General features: G+C 50.3%; 21 protein-coding genes. All 21 read left to right on the top strand.

The features are described 5' to 3' along the window. The first annotated feature begins 37 nt into the window (after window positions 1-37). Window positions 38-1,282, top strand: a complete 1,245-nt coding sequence (locus WFK81_RS12755) for a Glu/Leu/Phe/Val family dehydrogenase (RefSeq protein ID WP_336786796.1) — start codon at window positions 38-40, stop codon at window positions 1,280-1,282. A 46-nt stretch (window positions 1,283-1,328) separates the two neighbouring features. After that, entirely contained in the window at window positions 1,329-2,027 is a 699-nt protein-coding gene (gene prsW / locus WFK81_RS12750) for a glutamic-type intramembrane protease PrsW (protein WP_336786795.1), read from the top strand. 52 nt (window positions 2,028-2,079) lie between these two features. Next, window positions 2,080-2,235, top strand: a complete 156-nt coding sequence (locus WFK81_RS12745) for a hypothetical protein (RefSeq protein WP_336786794.1) — start codon at window positions 2,080-2,082, stop codon at window positions 2,233-2,235. A 73-nt stretch (window positions 2,236-2,308) separates the two neighbouring features. Next, window positions 2,309-3,667 (top strand): germination protein YpeB, encoded by a 1,359-nt coding sequence (ypeB, locus tag WFK81_RS12740; protein WP_336786793.1) that lies wholly within the window; start codon window positions 2,309-2,311, stop codon window positions 3,665-3,667. Between the two features lie 60 nt (window positions 3,668-3,727). After that, complete coding sequence (locus tag WFK81_RS12735; protein ID WP_336786792.1) at window positions 3,728-4,381, top strand: flagellar brake protein; 654 nt, start codon at window positions 3,728-3,730, stop codon at window positions 4,379-4,381. 55 nt (window positions 4,382-4,436) lie between these two features. Then, the gene (locus WFK81_RS12730) at window positions 4,437-4,631 is read left to right on the top strand and encodes a hypothetical protein (RefSeq protein WP_336786791.1); all 195 of its coding nucleotides are present in this window, start codon (window positions 4,437-4,439) and stop codon (window positions 4,629-4,631) included. A gap of 346 nt (window positions 4,632-4,977) precedes the next feature. Further along, window positions 4,978-5,679 (top strand): (d)CMP kinase, encoded by a 702-nt coding sequence (gene cmk / locus WFK81_RS12725; RefSeq protein ID WP_442956055.1) that lies wholly within the window; start codon window positions 4,978-4,980, stop codon window positions 5,677-5,679. Between the two features lie 4 nt (window positions 5,680-5,683). Further along, window positions 5,684-6,259: a lysophospholipid acyltransferase family protein gene (locus WFK81_RS12720; protein ID WP_336786790.1), complete on the top strand. Its 576-nt coding sequence runs from the start codon at window positions 5,684-5,686 to the stop codon at window positions 6,257-6,259. A 78-nt stretch (window positions 6,260-6,337) separates the two neighbouring features. Further along, window positions 6,338-7,576, top strand: coding sequence for a 30S ribosomal protein S1 (gene rpsA / locus WFK81_RS12715; protein ID WP_336786789.1), 1,239 nt, complete (start codon window positions 6,338-6,340; stop codon window positions 7,574-7,576). A gap of 138 nt (window positions 7,577-7,714) precedes the next feature. Further along, window positions 7,715-8,359 (top strand): YphA family membrane protein, encoded by a 645-nt coding sequence (locus WFK81_RS12710; RefSeq protein ID WP_336786788.1) that lies wholly within the window; start codon window positions 7,715-7,717, stop codon window positions 8,357-8,359. Continuing rightward, complete coding sequence (locus WFK81_RS12705; protein WP_336786787.1) at window positions 8,356-9,270, top strand: YIEGIA family protein; 915 nt, start codon at window positions 8,356-8,358, stop codon at window positions 9,268-9,270. Before WFK81_RS12710 ends, WFK81_RS12705 begins: the two co-directional genes overlap by 4 nt. Continuing rightward, window positions 9,263-9,442, top strand: coding sequence for a capping complex subunit for YIEGIA (locus WFK81_RS12700; protein ID WP_336786786.1), 180 nt, complete (start codon window positions 9,263-9,265; stop codon window positions 9,440-9,442). Before WFK81_RS12705 ends, WFK81_RS12700 begins: the two co-directional genes overlap by 8 nt. An 80-nt stretch (window positions 9,443-9,522) precedes the next feature. Beyond that, window positions 9,523-10,845, top strand: a complete 1,323-nt coding sequence (der, locus tag WFK81_RS12695) for a ribosome biogenesis GTPase Der (RefSeq protein WP_336786785.1) — start codon at window positions 9,523-9,525, stop codon at window positions 10,843-10,845. Between the two features lie 12 nt (window positions 10,846-10,857). Further along, window positions 10,858-11,466 carry a glycerol-3-phosphate 1-O-acyltransferase PlsY gene (gene plsY, locus WFK81_RS12690; RefSeq protein ID WP_336786784.1) on the top strand — a complete coding sequence of 203 codons (609 nt, stop codon included), beginning with the start codon at window positions 10,858-10,860 and terminating at the stop codon, window positions 11,464-11,466. An 8-nt stretch (window positions 11,467-11,474) separates the two neighbouring features. After that, window positions 11,475-12,509, top strand: coding sequence for an NAD(P)H-dependent glycerol-3-phosphate dehydrogenase (locus WFK81_RS12685; RefSeq protein ID WP_336786783.1), 1,035 nt, complete (start codon window positions 11,475-11,477; stop codon window positions 12,507-12,509). A 94-nt stretch (window positions 12,510-12,603) separates the two neighbouring features. Next, window positions 12,604-12,879 carry a stage VI sporulation protein F gene (locus WFK81_RS12680; RefSeq protein ID WP_336786782.1) on the top strand — a complete coding sequence of 92 codons (276 nt, stop codon included), beginning with the start codon at window positions 12,604-12,606 and terminating at the stop codon, window positions 12,877-12,879. Window positions 12,880-13,002: 123 nt separating this feature from the next. Next, entirely contained in the window at window positions 13,003-13,182 is a 180-nt protein-coding gene (locus WFK81_RS12675) for a DUF2768 family protein (RefSeq protein ID WP_336786781.1), read from the top strand. 45 nt (window positions 13,183-13,227) lie between these two features. Continuing rightward, on the top strand, window positions 13,228-13,524 hold the full coding sequence (locus WFK81_RS12670; RefSeq protein ID WP_336786780.1) for a 2Fe-2S iron-sulfur cluster-binding protein: 297 nt from the start codon (window positions 13,228-13,230) through the stop codon (window positions 13,522-13,524). Window positions 13,525-13,551: 27 nt separating this feature from the next. Next, window positions 13,552-14,163 (top strand): hypothetical protein, encoded by a 612-nt coding sequence (locus WFK81_RS12665; protein ID WP_336786779.1) that lies wholly within the window; start codon window positions 13,552-13,554, stop codon window positions 14,161-14,163. Further along, complete coding sequence (locus tag WFK81_RS12660) at window positions 14,160-14,507, top strand: 2Fe-2S iron-sulfur cluster-binding protein (RefSeq protein WP_336786778.1); 348 nt, start codon at window positions 14,160-14,162, stop codon at window positions 14,505-14,507. Before WFK81_RS12665 ends, WFK81_RS12660 begins: the two co-directional genes overlap by 4 nt. A gap of 21 nt (window positions 14,508-14,528) precedes the next feature. After that, a complete protein-coding gene (locus tag WFK81_RS12655; protein ID WP_336786777.1) occupies window positions 14,529-15,293 on the top strand; it encodes a hypothetical protein in 765 nt (254 codons plus the stop codon). Window positions 15,294-15,530: the final 237 nt, after the last annotated feature.

The following is a 15,530-nucleotide window of genomic DNA, read 5'->3' as shown; positions in this document are numbered from 1 at the left end:
ATATTACAAGTAGACAAAGGCGGGTGAACTTGAAATTATGGCGGATAACAACGATGTACTTAAATCAACGCAGGTCGTTATTGAAGAAGCCCTATTGAAGCTTGGCTATAAAGAGGATATGATTGAACTCTTGAAGGAACCGATGCGCGTCTTAAGCGTAAGGATTCCCGTTAAGATGGATGACGGAAAGACCAAGGTATTTACCGGTTACCGGGCGCAGCATAACGATGCGGTAGGTCCAACAAAGGGCGGGGTCCGCTTCCATCCGGCCGTAACGGAAAACGAGGTAAAAGCGTTATCCATCTGGATGAGCTTGAAATGCGGAATCGCCGATCTGCCTTACGGCGGAGGAAAAGGCGGGGTTATCTGCGATCCGAGAAAAATGTCTTTTGGGGAGCTGGAACGGCTGAGCCGCGGCTATGTCCGCGCTGTCAGTCAGATCGTCGGCCCGACGAAGGATATCCCGGCTCCGGATGTGATGACCAATTCGCAAATTATGGCTTGGATGCTGGACGAATACAGCCGGATTAGGGAATTCGATTCCCCAGGCTTTATTACGGGCAAGCCAATTGTACTCGGCGGCTCCAGAGGACGCGAGACGGCTACGGCGCGCGGCGTTGTTATTATGATTCATGAGGCGCTTGCCCTCAAAGGAATTGAACTGAATAAGGCGAGAATTGTCATTCAGGGCTTCGGGAATGCCGGAAGTTACCTTGCCAAATTCATGCATGAGGCCGGCGCGCGCGTAATTGGTATATCCGATGTGAACGGAGCGTTGTATAATGAAGATGGATTAGATATTCCTTACTTGCTCGACAGGAGAGATTCCTTCGGCAATGTAACGAATCTATTCCCTAAGACGATATCCAACAGCGATCTTCTCGAGCTGGAATGCGACGTGCTTGTTCCGGCAGCCATCGAGAATCAGATTACGGAGGATAACGCACCGCGAATCAAGGCCACCATCGTTGTTGAAGCGGCAAATGGGCCAACGACCCTCGAAGCGACAAGGATTTTAACCGAACGGGGCATTCTTCTTGTTCCGGATGTTCTGGCAAGCGCCGGAGGGGTTATCGTCTCTTATTTCGAATGGGTACAGAACAATCAGGGCTTTTACTGGGATGAACAAGAAGTGGATGACCGGCTGCGCGTCATGATGATCCGCGGCTTTAACCAAGTATATGAGATTCATAAATCAAGAAATGTGAACATGCGGCTTGCCGCCTATATGGCAGGCGTACGCAAAATGGCAGAGGCGGTGCGTTATCGCGGCTGGGTATAACCGGCGGCTGCGCAGCCGCCGGATGCCTGGGAGGTGAAACATCGAATTGCTATTGTTTTCTGTGCTGACTGCCGCGGTGGCCCCGGGAATATCGCTGCTTACGTATTTGTATCTGAAGGACCGTTATGATGCAGAGCCGATTCATATGGTCGTTCGCATGTTTCTGCTCGGCGTCCTCATTGTCGTTCCGATTGTAGTCATCCAGCGCGGGCTACAGCTGTGGTTCGGCGACCACCAGCCCATGCTGTTCTCTTTTGTGGAGTCGGCAGGCATCGAGGAATTTCTGAAATGGTTCGTGCTGTACCATATGATTTACAACCACACGGAGTTCGACGAGCCGTATGACGGTATTGTCTATGCGGCTTCGATCTCTCTTGGCTTTGCGACGCTGGAGAACGTACTGTACGCGATATATTCGCCGGCTACCTTCGGAACGCTGCTTATGCGTGCGCTGCTGCCGGTTTCCGGCCATGCGTTGTTTGGCGTCATGATGGGATATTACGTCGGCAAAGCGAAGTTTGCCACAGCGTCGAAGCGCAATATCTACTTGGCGATTTCGTTATGTCTTCCGCTGCTTTTGCACGGAACGTACGACTACATCATGATTTCGTTCAAGACGAACTGGATCTATGTCATCATCCCGTTTATGGTGGTCTTGTGGGTATGGGGACTGCGCAAAATGAACCGTGCCAATTCCCGCTCTCCGTTCCGCTTCATCAGCCGTGAAGATGAGGTTAAACTTTAAGCCTTTCGTCAATAATGGTAAGTAATAATTTGTTAATTGACGGAGGCAAGGAATGGAACCAAGAGTGAAGGTAACCATCCGGTGCAACGTATGCGGCGAGAAATTCGTGCTTCGCGGCAGACGGGAAAAAGGAATGATCGACACCGGCTTCAAGCAATGTATTTGCAACAACACGAACGATCTCGATATCGAAGAACACAGCATTTGACACTGATGCATAAAGCTCCCTTCTGCAAAGCAAACTAACGCTAGGTTTTGCAGAAGAAAGGAGCTTTTTTGTTATGTATAAACGTCTAAGCGCGGTGTTGTTCCCCATCATGACGCTTTTCTTAATTGGCTCGGTGTACTGGGGCTATCAAGAACACCAAGAGAAAAACTCGATTCTTATAAAGGCCGAGAACCAATACCAGCGGGCTTTCCACGATCTCACGTACCATGTCGAGCAGCTGCACCAGCAGCTTGGCAACACGCTGGCGGTCAACTCCACCTCCCAAAGCTACCATCGCAAAGGGCTTGTTAACGTATGGCGCCTGACAAGTCAGGCACAAAACGAAATCAACCAGCTTCCTTTGACAATGCTGCCGTTCAACGAAGCGGAAGATTTCTTGTCGCGCATCTCCAATTTTGCCTACAAAACTTCCGTAAGGGACTTGTCCAAGCAGCCGTTGTCCCAAGACGAATTCAAGACGCTGAAAACCTTGTACGCCAAGTCGGAGGATATCTCAAAGGATTTGTACAAAATGCAAGAGAAGGTGCTGAACGATCATCTGCGTTGGATGGACGTAGAGGTCGCTCTTGCGAAGCAGAACTCGCCAAATGACAATACCATTATCGACGGGTTCAAGACCGTAGACAAAAAAGTTAGCGAGTACCCTGAGATTAACTGGGGTCCTTCGGTCGCAAGCATGTATCAAAAGCGTTCCATCAATATGCTGAGCGGCAGCATGGTTACGGCGGAAGACGTGAAGAAGCACGTAATCGAGTTCCTCGGCGGAAATCCGGGCGATATCCGCGTGGTGGAAAACGGTAAAGGCACGGAGTATTCTTCCTACTCTGCCACTGTAACCGAGCCGAATTCCGGTCAGAAGCTGCAGATGGACTATACCCAAAGAGGCGGCAAGCTGATCTGGTTTATGGATTCCCGGGATATTGGGGAGAAAAGGATCGATCAGGGCACAGCCCAAGCTGCGGCGGAAAAGTTCTTGGATGAGCATGGTTTTAAAGGCATGAAGGCTGTAAGCTACAATATGTTCGAAAATACGGGCGCTTTCACTTTTGTCAGCACGCAGAACGGCGTGCTAATCTATCCGGAGAAGCTGACCGTAAAGGTAGCGCTGGATAACGGCCAGGCGGTAGGTCTTCAGGCTAATGATTACGTGTATGAGCATCATGAGCGCAGCATTCCGAAGGCAAAGCTGACCAAAGCGGAAGCCCGCAAAGCGCTTAACCCCGAATTCAAGGTAACAAATGAGCAGATGGCTCTGATCATGAACGAATTGGGCGAGGAAACATTATGCTATGAATATACGGGCAGCGTAAACGGCAGCGATTACCGGATTTACATCAATGCGGAGAACGGTGTCGAAGAATCGATCGAAGAGCTGTCGCCGTTCGACAAACGGACAAGTTCCGGCAAATAACGATATGGCTCCCCTCAAATTGACGTGTTATAATAAACACCAATATGGGAGGGGAGCCAATTGTTGCCTAGAGTAAACCAAATGTTGTTTTTCGAGATCGCATCAGCTGATGAAGAAGAAGCAGCTGCCGAATACAAAGCGAGAATTGCGGATGAGCTGGAAGATGGTTTACTCATCGAGAATCCGCTCAATACAAAATCCGGCCGGATGAAACGGCTTTATTTAGGGGACGAGCTGTCTGTCTACTACGTATCCGATGACGGCATCAAGCATTATTTCGATTCGCATGTCATTGGCTTCCGCGATGATGTCGTTAAGCTGATCAAGATCCGCAAGCCGGATCCTGAACGGATTACAAAAATACAGCGCCGGCATTTCCTTCGTGTATCGGCAGATCTTGAGATCGCCGTAAACCTGTCGGGCAATATCCGTTTCGTCACTGTGACCGATGATGTAGGCGGCGGCGGAATATCGTTCCTATGCGACGGCAAATGGCCGGTTAAGCCGGGAATGGAATTGGATTGCTGGCTTCTGATTCCTTTCAAGAACGGTACGCTGGAGCACGCCTCCTTCAAGGCGGAGGTTGTACGGGTTGTTGATCTCGTAACGGGACGAAAGCAGGTCATGAGCAAATTTATTGCCATCAGCGACAGCGAGCGGCAAAAAATTATCAGATTCTGCTTCGAAAGACAGCTGGAATTCCGCGGTAGATAAGGCTGCATAAGATGGACTCCAGATACGCATCCTATCCGGAAACAACAGGAAAGGGATGGAAACCGGAGTGCGGATTGCGGAGGACGAAGAGGAACTGAAAAAGCAAATGGATGCCGTATCGAAACGGCTGGTCAGGTTTGCTTTCGTACTAATAATCGGTGTGGTATTAGCCCAAATTTTGCTTCAAAACGACACGGTTCGGCATTGGGCGACAAGCGTCGAACGTTGGGAAGGCGAAGCCTACCGCTAGCCCTTTTAGCCCGAAGGAACAACGTTTTTGGGCAATTGCCGTTTTTGCATCTGCGTATATTGTGTGGTATAATTTTCACGATCGCAGGCGGTGCCTGCTTTTTTCTTGAATTCCAAGATGTTTCTTGGAATTCGCCGGAAATGATACATATTCCCGGTTATTATTCAATTGGTTGCGGCCCTTTGAACCGGCCAAGCCGTTAATGCCTGCCTGAGAAGCGGAAGCCCGCATCAACATCAGCATTCGGCCAGCCATTTGATTAGGCTTAGGCTATCGATGCAAGAATCAAACGCGAACAGCCTGAAGCGGGCTGCTTGCGTGTTAATTCTTTTGAGGAGGTAGAACGTTGGTGATGCAGCAAGACGGTGACAGCGACCGGATCAACATAGCGATAGACGGTCCAGCCGGTGCAGGCAAGAGCACGGTCGCACGCAAGGTTGCCGAACAGCTAGATTACATCTATATCGATACGGGAGCGATGTATCGGGCTGTTACACTAAGTGCCCAGAGGGCGGGAATTGAGCCGCTGGACAACAAAAGACTGGCTGAGCACGCCAGGACGCTGGATATCAAGCTGGCGCCGGGCGAGAAAGGTCAAGCCGTCTTCTTGAATGGCGAGAATATAACGGATCTGATCCGTTCCAGGGAAGTCACGCTTGCCGTCTCGCATATCGCAGCAAATGAAACCGTAAGAGAGTTGCTTAGCAAGCTTCAGCGGCAATTGGCAGAGCGCAAAGGCGTTGTCATGGACGGCCGGGATATCGGGTCGCATGTGCTGCCTGACGCTGAACTGAAAATTTTCCTCACCGCATCCGTGCAAGAACGTGCGCAGCGTCGCTACAAAGAGATTGCGGGAACGCAGTCGATTACCTTGGAGCAGCTCGAACGGGAAATTGCGGAACGCGACCGCTTGGATGAGCAGCGCGAGATTTCGCCGCTCATTTGCGCAAGGGATGCTATTGTACTTGACAGCACGTCGATGTCAATCGATGAAGTTGCGGCTTCCATTGTGAAATTAAGCCGAACCAAATTGGCGGAGGCGAAGTAAACTAATGTTATACGGCATTTTTAGAGCTGTGTTTAATGTCCTCTACGGATTATTGTTCCGCCTTGAAGTCCGAGGCTTGGAGAATATTCCGAAGGAAGGATCCGTTATCTTGTGCTCGAACCACATCAGCTTGCTTGATCCGCCTGCTGTCGGCATAAGGGTGCCGCGCAAGGTTCATTATATGGCCAAGGAAGAGCTGTTCAAAATCCCGGTATTCGGACCTTTGATCAGGGCTTGGGGCGCCTTTCCCGTCAAACGGGGCGTCGGCAAGGATGCGATCCGCTCCGCGCTTAACCTGCTGGGCGAAGGCAAAGTAATGGGGATTTTCCCGGAAGGCACTCGCAATAGCGACGGAACCGCAGCCAAAAAGGGAGCAGCGATGATTGCTTACCGCAGCGGCGCGGCAATTATTCCCGTAGCGGTAGTGGGCCATTATAAGCTTTTCCGTAAAATGAGAGTTTTCTACGGCAAACCGGTTGATATTTCTGCTATCATAAATGAATCCTCGCCGGATAAGCTGGACCGCATTACGGATGCCATTATGTCTCGCATTTATGAGATGATTGAAAAGAATAAATAACAGATGTTTTAAATACTGCTTTTCATCGTGAAAGCGGATTTAAATAAAGTTGGGGTATGAATTGAGGAGGTTATTTCCATGTCAGAAGAAATCAATGTTCAAGACCAGGCAGCAATGGACAACTTTGTGTCCTTGAAAAAAGGCGATACTGTAAAGGGTACAATCATCAAAATCGATGATAACCAAGCTTATGTAAGCCTTGGATATAAATATGACGGCGTCATTCCGGTTCGCGAGCTTTCCGCTGTGCAACTGGATAACGTAAACGATGCCGTTCAAGTTGGCCAAGAGGTTGAACTGAAAGTTGTCAGCATCGACGACGAGAAAGAAAAGCTCGTTCTGTCGAAGCGTCTGATCGACGGCGAGCGCGCTTGGGACGTTCTGCAAAGCCGTTTCGAAAGCGGAGAAGTATTCGAAGTAGTTGTTGCCGACGTTGTAAAAGGCGGCCTTGTGGCTGACGTTGGCGTACGCGGCTTCATTCCCGCTTCGATGGTAGAGCGTCATTTCGTTGAAGATTTCAGCGATTACAAAGGCCGTACGCTCCGCGTTAAAGTGAAAGAAATCGACCGCGAGAACAACAAAGTGATCCTGTCGGCAAAAGACGTGCTGGACGCTGAGTTCGAGCAAAACAAACAACAAGTCATTGCCGGCTTGCAAGTTGGCGCACAGCTGGAAGGTACCGTGCAACGCTTGACGCCGTTTGGCGCTTTCGTGGATATCGGCGGCATCGACGGTCTGGTTCATGTATCCGAGCTGTCCTGGCAGCATGTGGCTCATCCGAAGGATGTTGTATCGGAAGGCCAAAAAGTTACGGTTAAAGTACTTAAAGTTGATCCTGCAGCAGGCAAAATCAGCCTGAGCATCAAAGCAGCTCAACCGGGTCCTTGGGAATCCGCTGCCGGCCAATTCAACGTTGGCGACATCGTAACCGGTACGGTTCGCCGCCTTGTTACTTTCGGCGCATTTGTTGAAATCGCTCCGGGCGTTGAAGGTCTTGTGCACATTTCGCAAATCGCTCACCGTCACATTGCAACTCCTTTCGAAGTTCTGAAAGAAGGCCAAGAAGTGCAAGCGAAAGTGCTTGATTTCAACCCAGCGGAAAAACGCGTAAGCCTGAGCATCAAAGAAACGGAAGAAGCTCCTGAGCAGCCGGCTGCTGCTGAGCAAGCACCTAAAGCGGGCAGACCTCAACGCGAGCGTACTCCTCAGGTTAAGCCAGAAGATTTGGGCAACAACCCGAATGTCAGCTTGAACAGCTCCAGCATGAGCTACTCGCTGGCTGAGCGTTTCGGCGACAAGCTGAGCAAATTGAAATAATTTAATATCGATGTAATACAGAGGCTGTTCCTGGTTAGTTCTAATCGGGAACAGCCTCTTTTTATTTCGGAATTGCCAAAAACGGGAATAGCCCCTTTTTTTTGGAGCATAATAGGTCAACGAGAGGTGATCTTTCTTGTGAATGCCGGATATATTTCGATCTGGATTATGCTCATGGTTTATATATTAATGACAACAGGTTGGTCGGATTTTGTCGGATTGGCAGTCAATCGCAAAAAATGGGTACTCATTGCTATGGCCGTATGCGCGGTCCTGCAGCCGATTCAAGAAACCTTCCGGCTGGGGTCCATTCAGATTCATGTCTTTGCGGGCACAATTCTGCTTATGCTTATCAGTCTGCTTGCGATGCGCGGGCCGCTCGTATGGGATTCGCGCGGATATCTACTTATCTGCGCTCTGCTGGCCGGCATGATCTGGGGAAGCGTCAGGAAGATGTATAGCGTTGATCCCGTGTTTTTCTGGTTGGATCCGCTGCTTGACGGTCCGGTTGTTGCGGGGTTGCTGGCAGCTGCTTTCTCGTCGAAGGGACAGCATCAATTAACCGTACTGCTGTATGCCGGCGCTGCAGCAGAGCTTGTTCATGCCTTGCTGCAGCGTGGCGTCTATGAGGCATCCGTCGGCTCGCTGCAATGGTGGGACAGCATATGGATTGCTTTTGTCGCAGCGCGTTTGATCAGCTTGCTGTTCTTGGTCGTGCGCACCGGCCTTGCACGATTTATAGCCATCCCATGGCGGAATAAAGGAGGAAGCTCGCCCGAATGAATGCTTATCTCGTTGAGCACAAAATGCTGTTAGGCGTATTGCTCGGAATTGTATTTGGCATTGTATCACGGCTTCTTATGCTGACTACCGATTACAGGCAGTATCCGACTTACCCCCACGGAAGGATCATCCATATCTCCCTTGGCGTTATTGCCGCTGCGCTTGGAGCAGTTGCCGTGCCTGCGCTTTACAACAAGGACTACACGGCAATCACCTTCTTGTCTCTTGCCGCTCAGCAATTCCGCGATGTAAGGAAGATGGAAAGGGAGACCTTGACCAAGATTGACGAATTGGAACTTGTCAGCCGAGGCTCAACTTACATTGAAGGCATTGCCATGGTGTTTGAGGGACGAAACTATCTTGTTATTATGACGGCGCTGGTGACAAGCTTGTTCTCGATTATGTGGAACGTTTATTTAGGCTTTGCCGGCGGGATCCTGTCTCTGCTCTTTGTGCGGTTCCTGAAATCGGGCAAGACGATATCGCACATTTGCCGCTCCGAAGGAGCGGAGGTCCGCGTAGACGGTCCGGACCTGTTCGTCGGCGATATCTACATTATGAACGTTGGCCTGCAGTCGAATCAGGAGATCATCAAGGAGCGGGGAATGGGCTTTATCCTGACTCCCTATAATCCGAACGGTAAAGTAACGATCGGCAATCTGGGACAAAGACAGGCAATCCTGTACGATCTGTCCACGATTCTTGGCGTTTACCGGGATGACGGCGAGCCTGCGCTTATTCCGATGGCAAAGCTTGATATGAAGGATGGACGGCTCGCCGTATTTTTCCTGCCGCAGGAGAGAGACACGTCCAAGGCACTCCAGATTATTAACAAGGTGCCGATCCTGGAGTCTGCCGTGCGCATGCCTACGGAAGCTTCCGTCAATAAGGAGGCTCCAAACAATGGCTAAGATTATTGCGGTCGTGGCTACTAGGCATGAGAAGGTTGGCGGCGGCGCGCCTATTTTTATTGAACAGGATGAGAAAGCGATGCAGCAAACCGCCTTTCTGCTTGAAAAAATATTGGATGCCAGCGCGCATGACTTAAAAAACGGCACGATTATCATTGTAAACCATCATTAGAAGATGAAAAGTTAGCCAAGAACGTTGTTTTTTGCTATGATGATAGTCGTGAGTATTTCTGAAGGAGTGAGCAATGACCTATGGCAAGACCCGTTATTGCAATAGTCGGTCGCCCGAATGTGGGCAAATCCACCATTTTTAACCGGGTGGTTGGCGATCGGCTGGCAATCGTTGAAGATAAACCGGGCGTAACCCGGGACCGTCTTTATAGCCCAGGAGAATGGAATGGAAAAGCATTCAGCATCGTAGATACAGGCGGTATTGAAATCGATGGCGAAGATGAAATTATGAAATCCGTCCGCATGCAGGCAGAGCTTGCCATTGAGGAAGCGGATGTCATTATCTTTATGTGCGACGCGAAAGCAGGCGTTACGCATGCGGATGACGAAGTGGCGCAAATGCTGTTCCGTTCCCACAAACCGGTAGTTCTTGCCGTCAACAAAGTGGACAACCTGAACCGGATGGACGAAATTTACGAATTTTACGGATTGGGCTTCGGTACCCCGATTGCGGTATCCGGCGCGCATGGCCTCGGAATCGGCGATATGCTGGATGCAGCGATTGAAAAGCTTCCCGAACTCGAGGATGACGGCTATGATGACGATGTCATTCGAGTAGCCTTGATCGGACGCCCGAACGTAGGCAAATCCTCGCTTGTTAACGCGCTGCTTGGGGAAGAACGCGTTATCGTCAGCAACGTTGCAGGCACAACCCGCGACGCGATCGATACGCCGTTCGAGCGGGATGGCCAGAAGTATGTGCTGATCGACACGGCCGGCATGCGCAAACGCGGCAAGGTCTACGAGTCTACCGAGAAGTACAGCGTAATGCGCGCATTAAAAGCTATCGAGCGTGCCGATGTCGTACTCGTACTGATCAACGGCGAGGAAGGCATCATCGAGCAGGATAAACATATTGCCGGTTACGCGCATGAAGCGGGCAAGGCTTCGATCTTTGTCGTGAACAAATGGGATGTTGTCGAGAAGGATGACAAAACCATGCAGGAATTCACGCAAAATATTCGCGACCACTTCCTGTTCATGACGTATGCGCCAATCGTCTTTTTGTCTGCGAAGACAAAACAGCGCTTGCACAAGCTGCTGCCTGTCGTGAACCATGTATCGGAACAGCATGCCATGCGGATTCAGACCCATCTTCTCAACGATGTTGTGTCCGATGCCGTTGCTTATAATCCGCCTCCTACGGATAAAGGCAAACGTCTCAAAATCAATTACGTGACCCAAGTGGCGACCAAGCCGCCAACCATCGTTATCTTCGTTAACAATCCGGAGATGATGCACTTCTCGTACGAGCGGTACTTGGAGAACAAAATCCGCGCGGCATTTGATTTTGAAGGAACACCTGTCCGTTTGTTCACAAGAAAGAAATCGGATGAAGATTAGGGGAGAAGAAGCTTGATATACGCTGTAATCGCGGTTGTTCTGAGTTATTTGCTCGGCTCGGTATCGTTTAGCATCGTAATCGCCAGACTGGTGAAGGGCATCGATATCCGGGAGCATGGCAGCGGCAATGCCGGTGCTACCAACACGATCCGTGTTCTGGGGAAAGGGCCGGGCATTCTCGTTTTCGTGCTTGATTTTGCAAAAGGCATAGCTGCCGTATGGATCGGCCGCTGGCTGGGCCTTGACGAAGGAGTGGATTGGACGCCTGCGTTATGCGGTCTAGCGGCTATTATGGGACATAACTGGCCGATCTATTTCAACTTCAAAGGCGGCAAAGGAATTGCGACTACAATCGGCGCAATTGCTGCGCTTGCCTTTGTACCGGCTCTTATCGCCGGGGTTGTAACGATTATTGTCATCGCCATTACCCGTTATGTATCGCTTGGATCGCTTATTTTCGCGGCTTTGACTCCTGTCCTTATTTCGATTTTTTTCTATTCCGCTCCCGTATTAACGGTCAGTCTCATTCTATGCGTATTTGCGTTTGTACGTCATCGTACGAATATTGTTAAGCTGCTGCAAGGAACAGAGAACAAGCTTGGTGCTAAGAAAGGGTCGTGATCGGAAGGATGTCGCAAGTAAAGTCGGAACATAAAGGGCGTGCGGCGGTACTGGTGGCAGGCAGCTGGGGAACGGCGCTTGCCGCTGTACTGGCCGGCAATGGTTACGATGTAAGGCTGTGGACACGGTCTGCCGAGCATGCGGACCAGATGAATGCCAGTCGCAAAAACGAGAAGTATTTGCCTGGCGTTACTCTGCCGGAGTCGCTCCATGCGACAACGGACATGCAGGAAGCTCTGAGAGATGTGGAGCTGGCTTTATTTGTTGCCCCTTCATCGGCCATGAGGGCGGTTGCGAAGCAAGCCGCTCCTCATTTGGCAGATGAAGCTTTGGTCGTTCATGCGACAAAAGGTTTTGAAGCCGATACGTTGAAGCGGATGACAACGGTATTGTCGGAGGAGCTGAGCCGTCCTGCCGACAAGATTGTCGTGTTGTCAGGCCCAAGCCATGCCGAGGAAGTCATTCGCAAGCAGCCTACGACGGTGGTGGTCGCTTCCGCGGATATGGACGCGGCCGAGCAGGCGCAGGATGCATTTATGAGTACATATTTCCGCGTCTATACCAACCCGGATGTGGTTGGAGTAGAGGTTGCCGGTGCGATCAAAAACATCATCGCGCTTGGAGCGGGCTTGTCGGACGGACTTGGCTTCGGCGATAATGCCAAAGCGGCTTTGCTGACAAGAGGCCTGGCTGAGATTAGCCGCCTTGGAACGGCAATGGGCGCGAATCCGCTTACCTTTGCCGGTCTTGCGGGCGTAGGCGACCTTGTCGTAACCTGCACGAGTCAGCACAGCCGCAACTGGCGGGCAGGTTCGATGCTGGCGGACGGCACGCCGCTTGACGAAGTTCTGGAGCGGATGGGCATGGTCGTCGAAGGCGTTAGAACGACCCGGGCAGCCAACGAGCTCGCGAAGCAATATGATGTGCAAATGCCGATTACGGCGGAGCTGTACAGCGTATTGTTTGCGAACAATTCGCCAAAGTCCGCGGTCGAGAATTTGATGGGCCGCTTAAAAACACACGAAATTGAACAATTAGGCTAAGACATGCGCCTATACCAATCATTTGCCCTCCTCATATGATGTTCCAAGGCTAATGCTTATGAGGTCTTCAGCGACATTGAAGGAGGGCAAAAGTATGGGTAACAAGGATCTTTCCAAAGATGTTCTTCATGCAATAAATAAGAAAACCGGCAAAAACATTTCCGAGAACGCGGTCAAAAAATTGGCAAACGGCGTATCGGCATCCACGATGCAGAACGAAGAAGAGCTCCGCAAGCTGATTAAGCAGGTATCGGATATGGCGAAGGTTCCGGTCTCGGAAAAAACGACGAACGATATCGTAAAGGCCGTGAAAGCAAGCGGCATGAGCATAGGCGGTATCGAATCGTTGATCAAAATGATGATTAAGTAACGTCAAGCCAAAAAATCTGCTTTCAAAGAGCAGATTTTTTGGCTTTTTTTGTCCTTTTTTGAGCTTGATGTTATAATGAGTGTTGCATTTATTACCGTTATCAACTAGGGAGTAGATTAGTTCATGGATCCAATGACAAAGATGTGGGTATCTTTAATCGGAATCGGACTTATGGCAATCGCCGCCGTTATCATTACGTTTGCCCGGTTAAAGACCAAAGGAATTATCAAGTTTTCGTTATCCTTTGTTTCCTTTATTCTGCTTGTATTTGGTTTTCTATGCGGGCTGATTGCCATTGTCTAACAGAATGACCATACATATCGACAACGCGAAAGGAACCGTAATCGCATGATTGAACTGAAAGGGAGAACGAAAACGGCGGTGGTTGAGCCTGAGATTGGGGAGACGCTCCTAAAGCATGCGCTGAAAGCGAAGGTAGATTGGTCTTCGAATTGCACCCGAGGGACTTGCGCGAGATGCCGCTGTTTGGTAGAAGAAGGATCCGATGCTCTCGAAGGAATTACGGATGCCGAATGGGACCGGATGGAGCCGGAGGAATTTGAAGACGGTTACCGGCTGGCCTGCCAAGCTGTCGTGAAGAGCGGAGAAATTCCGGTCAAAGCAATCAACAAGCCGTATTTCTAGCTAAAACGCTGGGGAGGATGTGCAGTGATGAACAAAGATAGATCCATAGATAACGCTCTTGCTGCCATCGTCCGGCTGCTCGAGGGCGCTCATGCAGATTGGGTTCTTGGCGGCAGCGCAGGTCTGATGCTGCGCGGACTGCCGCTTCCGGAACAACCGAATGATATTGATTTATATGCCGACGATGAAGATTATGATCTGATTTACGAGCGGCTGCAACCGTATGCTTCCGATACGAAAGAGCTCAGCGAATGCGGCAATTACCGGTCTTTCCTCAGTCATTTCGTTATTGAAGGCATTCCGGTTGAACTGGTGGGCGGATTTGTTGTCCGCGCGGAAGGCTGCCGATATGTAACCGAAGTCCGAACATTGCTGAAACCGTATTCGGAGCAGTATGTTGTCAGGAATGGGCAAGAGGAGCTTTATGTTCCTGTTGTTCCGCTAGCGCATGAGCTCTGGTTCAATAAGCTGAGACAACGCGAAGACCGGCTGGAAATGATCGCAGATCATTACATTAAAGAAGAATCGCGGCATGAGGCAGCCCGAAAACTTTTAGAACAGCGGAATGTGTTTACGATAGAAGCCAGGCAGCAAATGATTCAGCGGCTATCCCGCAAGCAGGCAGGTGCTGCCAAATGAGCGGAAGGATTACGTTCTGGCCATCAGGCATTACGATTGAAGTAAAGCCGGGAACCCCCATTCTCTCCGCGGCGAGAAGAGCCGGCGTGCTTATTCAGACCCGCTGCGGCGGCAACGCGGCTTGCTTTATGTGCAAGGTGAAAGTACGTCCGGAGAGCGATCTGATGCCTATCGCGGACGAAGAGAAGCGAAAGCTTGCCGGTCTGGAAGAAGAAGGCTATAGGCTTGCTTGCCAGGCTAAGGTAAGAGGAGTGGTCCAAGTGGACGTGCCGCTTGATCCGCTCCGTGCCGCTGTTCAAAAGCTTTTGGCGAAGCAGGCGGAAGAAAAAGACGAGTTGTGGTAGAACGAGGAGGAGCAGTTATTCATGCGGGTAAAAAAGAGAAAGCCATTGCCTGGAGCTTCCGGCCGTTTGGCTATGCTTACTATTTTGATCTTGACCGTGCTATCCATAAGCGGCTGTATGTATCCGAAGAGCGAGCTTAAACAAAACCAGGCCGCTCCAAAGGAAGCGGTGCGTAATGTACAGGCCGCAATTGATCAATACCATTCGGAGACCGGGATGCTGCCTATGAAAAACAGCAATGAAGATACACCGGTCTATGAAAAGTTCCTGGTTGATTTTGCGCAGCTGAAGAACAAGGGTTATCTGAGCACGATACCAACGGCAGCTTTTGAAAATGGCGGCAATTATTATTTTCTGATCATTAACGAAGAGACAAAGCCGCAGATCAAGCTGATGAATTTGGTTACTTATCAGCAGATTAACGATATTCAGGGCTGGGTGAGCGAATATCAAAAAAATCACGACAACCGGCTGCCGAAAGGCGAACAGGCTTACCCGGGATATACTTACATCGATTATAAAGCGATGAACAAAAAAGCGCCGGACTTGCACAGCGATTATTCCTTCCAGACGCTTGCGGCGATTATGGACGATTCCGGCCGCGTATATACCGATTACGGGATAGACATTATGCAGGCGATGCAGAAGAAAGGCGAGACGGGTATTGCCGCAGACACCGATCTGCGCACCGTGCTGGTTGATTCCGATATGTTTGTACCGGTCAAAGCGCCGGTCTACCACTGGGTCAATAAAGAGCCGCAGGCCGTTTCGGTACAAGCCCAATAAGCGGAAAACACGAATCCTCATTACCTTCCTATACGGACCGGTAGTGAGGATTTTTTGGTATAGAAATCTTTACGTCTTCATATAACTCAATCTTGGAAGGGCAAGAGCGTGACTGAATTAAGGGAAAAATTGTGAAAGGAATCGGAATATTCGGCAGGCTAGGACAATATGATATTACTAGTCCAACAAGCTGTACGAGTTGCGTCGCTGGCCTGCCCTCTGAGTCCGGTGGAAGGC

The sequence above is a fragment of the Paenibacillus sp. MMO-177 genome (assembly GCF_037147795.1).
In the GTDB taxonomy this organism is placed as follows: Bacteria; Bacillota; Bacilli; order Paenibacillales; family Paenibacillaceae; genus Pristimantibacillus.
This window is presented reverse-complemented; position numbering and strand designations above follow the sequence as displayed.

Coding starts and splice junctions, on each gene's coding strand:
- WFK81_RS12685 (WP_336786783.1), top strand. CDS start 11,475: ATGTCGCAAGTAAAGTCGGAACATAAAGGGCGTGCGGCGGTACTGGTG.
- WFK81_RS12660 (WP_336786778.1), top strand. CDS start 14,160: ATGAGCGGAAGGATTACGTTCTGGCCATCAGGCATTACGATTGAAGTA.
- WFK81_RS12720 (WP_336786790.1), top strand. CDS start 5,684: ATGTTATACGGCATTTTTAGAGCTGTGTTTAATGTCCTCTACGGATTA.
- rpsA (WP_336786789.1), top strand. CDS start 6,338: ATGTCAGAAGAAATCAATGTTCAAGACCAGGCAGCAATGGACAACTTT.
- WFK81_RS12745 (WP_336786794.1), top strand. CDS start 2,080: ATGGAACCAAGAGTGAAGGTAACCATCCGGTGCAACGTATGCGGCGAG.
- WFK81_RS12730 (WP_336786791.1), top strand. CDS start 4,437: ATGGAAACCGGAGTGCGGATTGCGGAGGACGAAGAGGAACTGAAAAAG.
- WFK81_RS12670 (WP_336786780.1), top strand. CDS start 13,228: ATGATTGAACTGAAAGGGAGAACGAAAACGGCGGTGGTTGAGCCTGAG.
- WFK81_RS12655 (WP_336786777.1), top strand. CDS start 14,529: ATGCGGGTAAAAAAGAGAAAGCCATTGCCTGGAGCTTCCGGCCGTTTG.
- der (WP_336786785.1), top strand. CDS start 9,523: ATGGCAAGACCCGTTATTGCAATAGTCGGTCGCCCGAATGTGGGCAAA.
- WFK81_RS12700 (WP_336786786.1), top strand. CDS start 9,263: ATGGCTAAGATTATTGCGGTCGTGGCTACTAGGCATGAGAAGGTTGGC.
- WFK81_RS12675 (WP_336786781.1), top strand. CDS start 13,003: ATGGATCCAATGACAAAGATGTGGGTATCTTTAATCGGAATCGGACTT.
- WFK81_RS12755 (WP_336786796.1), top strand. CDS start 38: ATGGCGGATAACAACGATGTACTTAAATCAACGCAGGTCGTTATTGAA.
- ypeB (WP_336786793.1), top strand. CDS start 2,309: ATGTATAAACGTCTAAGCGCGGTGTTGTTCCCCATCATGACGCTTTTC.
- WFK81_RS12680 (WP_336786782.1), top strand. CDS start 12,604: ATGGGTAACAAGGATCTTTCCAAAGATGTTCTTCATGCAATAAATAAG.
- WFK81_RS12705 (WP_336786787.1), top strand. CDS start 8,356: ATGAATGCTTATCTCGTTGAGCACAAAATGCTGTTAGGCGTATTGCTC.
- WFK81_RS12665 (WP_336786779.1), top strand. CDS start 13,552: ATGAACAAAGATAGATCCATAGATAACGCTCTTGCTGCCATCGTCCGG.